The 6,751-nt window shown below is 44.0% G+C and carries 8 protein-coding genes; 4 read left to right on the forward strand and 4 right to left on the reverse strand.

What is annotated here, in order from left to right:
- Window positions 1-171: 171 nt before the first annotated feature.
- Complete coding sequence (hemC, locus tag IBX40_09860; GenBank protein ID MBE0524620.1) at window positions 172-1,086, reverse strand: hydroxymethylbilane synthase; 915 nt, start codon at window positions 1,084-1,086, stop codon at window positions 172-174.
- 3 nt (window positions 1,087-1,089) lie between these two features.
- The gene (hemL, locus tag IBX40_09865; GenBank protein ID MBE0524621.1) at window positions 1,090-2,358 is read right to left on the reverse strand and encodes a glutamate-1-semialdehyde 2,1-aminomutase; all 1,269 of its coding nucleotides are present in this window, start codon (window positions 2,356-2,358) and stop codon (window positions 1,090-1,092) included.
- Between the two features lie 202 nt (window positions 2,359-2,560).
- Between hemL and IBX40_09870 the strand changes: the two genes are divergently transcribed.
- From IBX40_09870 to IBX40_09880, 3 genes are read left to right on the forward strand one after another with little or no spacing between them, the layout of a single operon-like run.
- Window positions 2,561-2,833, forward strand: coding sequence for an AbrB/MazE/SpoVT family DNA-binding domain-containing protein (locus IBX40_09870; GenBank protein ID MBE0524622.1), 273 nt, complete (start codon window positions 2,561-2,563; stop codon window positions 2,831-2,833).
- Between the two features lie 11 nt (window positions 2,834-2,844).
- On the forward strand, window positions 2,845-3,675 hold the full coding sequence (gene arsM, locus IBX40_09875) for an arsenite methyltransferase (protein MBE0524623.1): 831 nt from the start codon (window positions 2,845-2,847) through the stop codon (window positions 3,673-3,675).
- A gap of 35 nt (window positions 3,676-3,710) precedes the next feature.
- Complete coding sequence (locus IBX40_09880) at window positions 3,711-3,929, forward strand: hypothetical protein (protein MBE0524624.1); 219 nt, start codon at window positions 3,711-3,713, stop codon at window positions 3,927-3,929.
- On the opposite strand, the gene IBX40_09885 is transcribed toward IBX40_09880, so the two are convergent.
- Complete coding sequence (locus tag IBX40_09885) at window positions 3,905-4,444, reverse strand: epoxyqueuosine reductase QueH (GenBank protein MBE0524625.1); 540 nt, start codon at window positions 4,442-4,444, stop codon at window positions 3,905-3,907. The two genes, IBX40_09880 and IBX40_09885, sit on opposite strands and share 25 nt — an antisense overlap.
- Before the next feature lie 79 nt (window positions 4,445-4,523).
- Between IBX40_09885 and IBX40_09890 the strand changes: the two genes are divergently transcribed.
- Complete coding sequence (locus IBX40_09890; protein MBE0524626.1) at window positions 4,524-6,260, forward strand: adenosylcobalamin-dependent ribonucleoside-diphosphate reductase; 1,737 nt, start codon at window positions 4,524-4,526, stop codon at window positions 6,258-6,260.
- A gap of 25 nt (window positions 6,261-6,285) precedes the next feature.
- On the opposite strand, the gene IBX40_09895 is transcribed toward IBX40_09890, so the two are convergent.
- A complete protein-coding gene (locus tag IBX40_09895) occupies window positions 6,286-6,687 on the reverse strand; it encodes a hypothetical protein (protein ID MBE0524627.1) in 402 nt (133 codons plus the stop codon).
- Between the last annotated feature and the right edge of the window lie 64 nt (window positions 6,688-6,751).

A 6,751-nucleotide genomic window follows, 5' to 3' on the forward strand; every position in this document is an offset into this window, starting at 1 on the left:
CTAAGCAAGAAATAATGATGCTGGTGGGCCATATTGAGCGTTCGAAAAGAGCTGAAAGAACGAAACAGGATAACAGCAACATGTAGTCTTTGTAAGTCCCGTCTAAGAGGTAAAGAAAGCTTGTCAATTTACTGTAGGGGATATATGAAAATCCACCTCCTGCAAGATGTTCTACATTCCTGATAACTTTTCAACAGCTTCTTTTACCAGTTCAGCACCACCCTGCTCAGCAAGCAAATGACCCAAACGTGCAGCTTCTTGCTCACAGTTCTTAAGTGAGACAACCTCATCCACCTTGGCAAATCTTGTACCGTCCAGTGACAGTACTTCTGCCCTGATCCTCACATTATCACCATCAGTCTCTGCAAAAGCGGCAATAGGAACAAGGCAGCCGCCACCTAATATACCTATCACGATACGTTCAAGCTTTGTCTCAAGATTAGTCTTGGTATGGTCCAATAAAGCCGCCGCTTTGTGTGATTCTGAACCCCTGGGTGTTACAATAACAACCGTTCCCTGGTTTGCCGATGGACAAAAGTGGTCAGGATCTAGTTGATATACATCCAGTTCCCAGCCCATGCGCTGCAATCCTGCCTCTGCCAGCAGGATGCCGTCATATTGCCCTTCTTTCAATTTACGCCGTCTGGTATCGATATTTCCCCTTAGGTCCTTGATGGTCAGGTCAGGTCTGTACCTGAGCAACTGGGATCGCCTGCGCATGCTGGTAGTACCGATCACGGTGCCCTCGGGCAAATCATCCAGGGTTGAACCGTCCCTTGTCAGTAATACATCATAAGGGGAATCACGCTTCAACACTGCAGCAGTGGCTAACTCCACAGGACGCTCTGTAGGCATGTCCTTCATGCTGTGAACGGCAATATCAAGTTCACCTGAAAGCATCCTGTCATCAATATCCCGTACAAATGCACCCACACCCGGCACTTCATGCAGGGGTCTGTCAGTGAACGAGTCCCCGCTGGTCTTTATGATCTTCCTTTCGGTCTCGACTCCCTTCTCTTTCAACAGGGCTGCTACAAGGTCGGCCTGCGCCAGAGCCAGTGCACTTCCCCTGGTACCTATTATCATCAATTACGGCCTCAGGTTCTCTTCGTAGGCTTCTACTGTAGTGTTCAGGTCCTCTTCTGTATGGGCAGCAGACAGGAAGTTTGTCTCAAACTGAGACGGAGGCAGGAATACACCACTATCCAGCATCCTGTGGAAGAAATCAAAATAACCCTGCTTATCGCATTTCAGTGCATCCTGGTAATTTGCAGGATTTGGGCCAAAGAATATCTTGAACATAGAACCCACACCGCTCACATTATAATCCAATCCCTGGTCGTTCACTGAATCCCGCAGCCAGGCCCGCAAACTGTCTCCCATCTGGTTCACTTTATCATGGACCTTTTCTTTTTCCAGCACATCCAGTGTAGTAATAGCTGCTGCCAGTGACAGTGGATGACCATTAAAGGTCCCTGCCTGGTACACCTTACCAGCTGGAGAGATATGTTCCATAATTTCTTTTTTGCCACCGATCGCTCCGATGGGAAGACCGCCGCCCAATATTTTTCCAATAGTTGTCATATCAGGTATCACATCATAATATTCCTGCGCTCCACCCATGGCAAGCCTGAACCCGGTTATTACTTCATCAAAGATGAGCACAATATTATTTTCCTTTGTCAAGGCTCTGACCTCCTCGAGATAACCTTCCTCAGGAAGAATAGGGCCGATATTTCCCATTACAGGTTCCATAATTACAGCCGCTACTTCGCCGTTGTAACTATCCATTGCCTGCGCCATTGCCTCTATATCATTGAAAGGTACCTGAAGTGTGTGTTTTGTAAAATCCCTTGGTATGCCCAGTGAATCCGGTGCCCCCTGCGTGGTGGCGCCGCTTCCGGCTTTGACCAATACTGCATCATGGGCTCCATGGAATCCGCCTTCTATCTTGATGATCTTACTTTGACCAGTATATCCCCTGGCTGCCCTTATAGCTCCCATGGTGGCTTCCGTGCCTGTGGAAACGAACCTGACCATATTGATGCTGGGGTAATTGAGGCTGATACGCTGAGCCAGTTCCACTTCCATTTCTGTGGGTGTGCCATACAACCAACCATTGTCAAGCTGGTTTGTAATCGCTTCTTTAATAACCGGGTGGTTATGTCCCAGCATGAGCGGGCCGTATCCCATGCAATAATCTATGTAAGTGTTTCCGTCAACGTCTGTAAGTTTTGAACCACTTGCGCTTTTAGTATAGAATGGATAAGGGGAAATGGCCCTTACCGGACTGCTTACTCCACCGGGGAGCAGATTTTTTGCCTTGTTAAATAATTTCTTGGATTTCTCACGGGTCATATGGATACCACTGGGATGTTAATGAGTATATAACTTTTTATCTCTACCATGTTCTCTTGGTTTTCACGAATAGAATGGGATCTTTTGCATATATTTTGTTGCTTTTCTGATGATATGTTGTTGTTATTTTTCAGATTTATCATATAATTCAGATTTATCAGAAAAAGATAAGTGTTCAGAAAACAAATGGTCAGTGATAAATATGGCTGAAAACGATGAACAAAATTGTGCAGGCGATATTGGGATCGGCTGTTGTAAGGTTGAGGCTGTCATAAGCGTGGATGACAGGGGTCAGATGGTGCTCCCAAAAGACATCCGTGAGAAAGCAAAGATAAATGCCGGTGATAAATTGGCTGTGATCAGTTGGGAAAAAGACGGAGAGATATGTTGTATTTCCTTGATCAAGAACGAGGGTCTGGCACAATTAGTGAAAGAGATGCTTGGGCCTTTGATGAGCGAAATAATGAAAGATTAGGGGCTTTCAGGATGGAAGATAACAAAATGAGAAAATCGGTACGGGAAGGATATGCTAAAATAGCATTGCAGGAACGTTCCTGCTGTACACCTGTTGATCTGTGTTGTGGTGAATCTGGTGACATATTTGACATTGGTAAGAAAATCGGGTATTCTGAAGACGAACTTAAAGCAGTCCCAAAAGGAGCTAATCTTGGCCTTGGCTGTGGTAATCCTGTAGCTCTGGCTTCATTGGAAAAAGGTGAAACAGTACTTGATCTGGGTTCAGGTGCCGGATTTGACTGTTTCCTGGCTGCAGACAGGGTGGGGAAAGAAGGAAAGGTCATAGGTATGGACATGACCCCAGAGATGCTGGAAAAAGCCAGAAAGAACGCAGGAAATGGAAATTATCCGAATGTAGAGTTCAGACTAGGAGAAATTGAGAATATTCCTTCAGGTGATAGTACGGTGGATGTGGTAATCTCGAACTGTGTTATTAATCTTTCTCCTGATAAGGAACGTGTATTCAAAGAGGCATTCAGGGTATTAAAACCAGGTGGAAGGTTGATGGTCTCAGATATTGTGCTCTTGAAAGAACTCCCAATTGAAATTAAAAATTCCATTGATGCATATATTGGATGTATAGCTGGAGCCATCAAGAAAGATGACTACATTGAAGCTATCCAAAATGCAGGCTTTCATGAAGTAAACATAATAGAGGAAACCCCTTTTACCGTGGATCTGATGGCAAACGATCCAATTGTGAAAATGATCATTGAGACCCTGAACATATCTTTTGAGATCATACAAGAGGTCAATAAATCAATTATCAGCCTGAAGGTCAAAGGATTGAAACCTAACTGATAAGAAGCCTCTTAAAATTGTATTTAAGGCTGCTCATGGAACAGATAAGCAGGGTGGCAAGGTCAAAGGACGAAGCAAAGACCAGTTATGATAAGATGAGCAGATGGTATGGCCTGCCTGTCGGCCGAAGTGAGAAGAAATTTCGAGATAGAGGTCTTGATCTGCTTGATGTTCACGATGGCCGCATCTGTGTTGCATCAATGTCAAACGAAGATAACCTTAATTGCCATCATTCCTTAACCAGCTTTCTGTAGTACCTTTCCTTCTCGCTGAATATGCAGCCACAGTAAGGCTGGCGGTACAGCCCCATATCCCTGCATAATTGGAACGTCGTGTTAAATCCTTCCCTGAAATCCTGATAATAGAAATCCACACCATACTCTGATGCCAGAGTTTTTGCGACATCCTTTATCATTTCATGTTTCTGGTATGGAGATATCAGGAGGGTAGTTGTGAAAGCAGGAAAACCTTTGTCAGATGCCTGCCGGGCTGCTTCCTGGAGACGTATATGATAGCAGATACTGCACCTGTCATCCACTTCCAGGGCCCTTTTGATAAACTCTTCCAGTATATACTCATCCCTGTACACCACATCCAGACTCGTTGCTTCTGCATATTGCTGGAGTGTTTCCAGCCTGCGGCGGTATTCAGTAAATGGATGGATATTAGGATTATAGAAAAAACCTATTGGGTCGAAACCATCGTCCTTTAGTTTTTGTATCGTGTATGTTGCACAGGGGGCACAGCAGATATGCACCAGCATTTCCATCTTCGGTTTCACCAACTATTATTAATAATAATTGGGATTATGTTATAAATGCTATTAATCTTAATGGGGCTGTTCTGTTATGGGACTTTCAGATAATGCATTGAAAGTATTGAGGCGCAGATACCTGATGAAGGATGAACAGGGGAACGTAATAGAGACGCCTCAAGAAATGTTTCGAAGGGTTGCCAGATATATAGCTTCAGCCGATGGCATATATGGAGAAGAAAGTTATGAGGATGAGTTCTTTTCAGTTATGTCAAATCTCGAGTTCCTGCCCAATTCACCTACATTGATGAATGCTGGTACGAGAATAAAACAGCTTGCTGCATGTTTTGTCCTGCCTGTGGGAGATTCCCTTGATGAGATATTTGAGACCCTGAAAAATGCTGCACTTATTCATCAAAGCGGTGGTGGCACCGGGTTTAGTTTTAGCAACATAAGACCGAAAGGCGATATCGTGGGAAGTACAGGCGGAATTGCCAGCGGTCCGGTATCATTTATGAAGGTCTTCGATGCAGCCACCCAGGCCATTAAGCAGGGAGGTCGCCGCAGGGGTGCTAATATGGGGATACTGAGTGTAGGCCATCCCGATATTCTTGAATTCATTACCGCAAAACATGACACTGGTATTCTTACAAATTTCAACTTATCTGTAGCAGTATCGGACCGGTTCATGCAGGCTGTGGATCAGGGAGAAAGTTATGAACTGGTGAATCCAAGGACCGGTAAAGTCACAAAACGTAAGGACGCACTTGAAATTTTTAATCTCATTTCAGAATCGGCCTGGAGTAGCGGAGAACCAGGCATGGTATTTCTGGACCGCATCAACCGGGATAATCCCACACCCCAATTGGGATTGATCGAGGCCACCAATCCGTGCGGCGAACAGCCGCTGCTGCCATATGAAGCATGTAATCTGGGCTCAATAAATCTTGAAAGAATGGTACACAGCGGCAAGATCGATTATGAAAAACTGGGTAGAACAGTGGATATTGCAGTTCATTTCCTTGATAATGTGATAGATATGGAACAGTTTCCCCTGGAAGCCATCAGCACTATAGTCAAAGGAAACCGGAAGATCGGCCTGGGAATAATGGGTTTTGCTGATATGCTCATCTGTTTGGACATACCATACAATTCACCTGAAGCAGTAAAGGTTGCAGAAGAGGTGATGAGATTTATTTGTGATAGGACAACACAGATTTCAGCAGAATTGGCAAACCGCAGGGGTGTGTTTGAAAACTTCAAAAGCAGCATCTATGATTCCCCTGATAAATTCCAGGTACGTAATGCCACACGGATAACAATAGCACCCACGGGAACGGTCAGTATTATTGCAGGATGCAGCAGCGGCATCGAACCGATATATGCTATATCATATATCAAGACCGTAATGGAAGGTGAACAACTGATGGTCACAAATCCATATTTTGAAAAGATTGCAAAAAAAGGAGGTTTTTATTCACCTGAATTAATCAAGAGAATAGCAGCAGCAGGTTCGGTTATTGGTATTGATGAAGTGCCGGAACAGGTACAACAACTGTTTGTTACATCACATGATATCGGGTACGAATGGCATATCAGGTTGCAGGCAGCTTTCCAGAAATATGTGGACAATGCAGTGTCCAAGACTATTAATTTCAAGCATGATACTTCAAAAGATGACGTGGCCAGGGCTTTCAGACTGGCATATTCCCTTGGGTGTAAAGGAATCACGGTATACAGGGACCGCAGCCGTGATGAACAGGTAATGACAACGGCAGAGGATATGTTACAGGATTGCGATTACTGTGGTGCAGTACAAAATCCCACGTGAAAAAAAAGAAAAATGAAAAAGAGGCCTATTTTTTAGATTGTGCGTATGCAACAACCGCCTCTTTTACTCCCCATCTAAATGCCACTACTATGGCGAATCCCCAGGCCAATGGTCCCAGGAATATATAGAATATGCTGGTATTCACCAGCATGACATCCAGGGCCATCAGGATGATGATGATGAACAAAAATCCTTTTAATAATGGTGTAAACACATCGGCACCTTCTACCTTCATGCCTTTCATTATGGAACTGATATAATCCATAAAGAAGTCTATTGCTAGCATTCCTATGATTAATATGATTATACCAGTGAAAAGACTTGGCAGGTAGTTCATTACCTGGATCATGAAATTTGTTATCATGTTAAACTGCAGGATCTCTACAGCTGCTGTGATAAATAACAGGTATCCAAATAATTTAACCAATCCTGCTATTACAGTACTTCCGAATAGCCCTACTTCCGATTTAAGATAATTAACTAATTACAGC

Source organism: Methanosarcinales archaeon (assembly GCA_014859725.1).
Lineage (GTDB): Archaea > Halobacteriota > Methanosarcinia > Methanosarcinales > Methanocomedenaceae > Kmv04.

What these genes read in the sequence shown, in the direction of transcription:
- hemC (MBE0524620.1), bottom strand. Translation starts at nt 1,086, where the DNA reads ATGATAATAGGTACCAGGGGAAGTGCACTGGCTCTGGCGCAGGCCGAC.
- hemL (MBE0524621.1), bottom strand. Translation starts at nt 2,358, where the DNA reads ATGACCCGTGAGAAATCCAAGAAATTATTTAACAAGGCAAAAAATCTG.
- IBX40_09870 (MBE0524622.1), top strand. Translation starts at nt 2,561, where the DNA reads ATGGCTGAAAACGATGAACAAAATTGTGCAGGCGATATTGGGATCGGC.
- arsM (MBE0524623.1), top strand. Translation starts at nt 2,845, where the DNA reads ATGGAAGATAACAAAATGAGAAAATCGGTACGGGAAGGATATGCTAAA.
- IBX40_09880 (MBE0524624.1), top strand. Translation starts at nt 3,711, where the DNA reads ATGGAACAGATAAGCAGGGTGGCAAGGTCAAAGGACGAAGCAAAGACC.
- IBX40_09885 (MBE0524625.1), bottom strand. Translation starts at nt 4,444, where the DNA reads ATGGAAATGCTGGTGCATATCTGCTGTGCCCCCTGTGCAACATACACG.
- IBX40_09890 (MBE0524626.1), top strand. Translation starts at nt 4,524, where the DNA reads ATGGGACTTTCAGATAATGCATTGAAAGTATTGAGGCGCAGATACCTG.